1 protein-coding gene is annotated in these 208 nt (G+C 63.5%); it reads right to left on the minus strand.

Annotated features, from left to right (window positions below; all coding sequences use genetic code 11):
• Positions 1-208: oleate hydratase (locus QN350_RS19905; RefSeq protein ID WP_323517255.1), on the minus strand; the 208-nt coding region annotated here is incomplete at both ends.

A 208-nucleotide genomic window follows, 5' to 3' on the forward strand; every position in this document is an offset into this window, starting at 1 on the left:
GACTTCTTCACGTAGTCGCCGGGGACGTCGCCCAACAGCGAGTACACCCAGACCACGATCTGGTCCTCGGGTTGCTTCTTGAAGTGCGGCTGGCGGTTCACTGTCCAGCTGAGCAGCCAGGCGGAGTCCTTGGCCGTGACGATCCCTCCGGTGACGGTCTTGCCGCCGAACGGCGAACGCTTGGCGATCTTCTCGATGTAGGCGGGGA

The organism is Cryobacterium sp. 10I5 (assembly GCF_035019865.1).
In the GTDB taxonomy this organism is placed as follows: domain Bacteria; phylum Actinomycetota; class Actinomycetes; order Actinomycetales; family Microbacteriaceae; genus Cryobacterium; species Cryobacterium breve_A.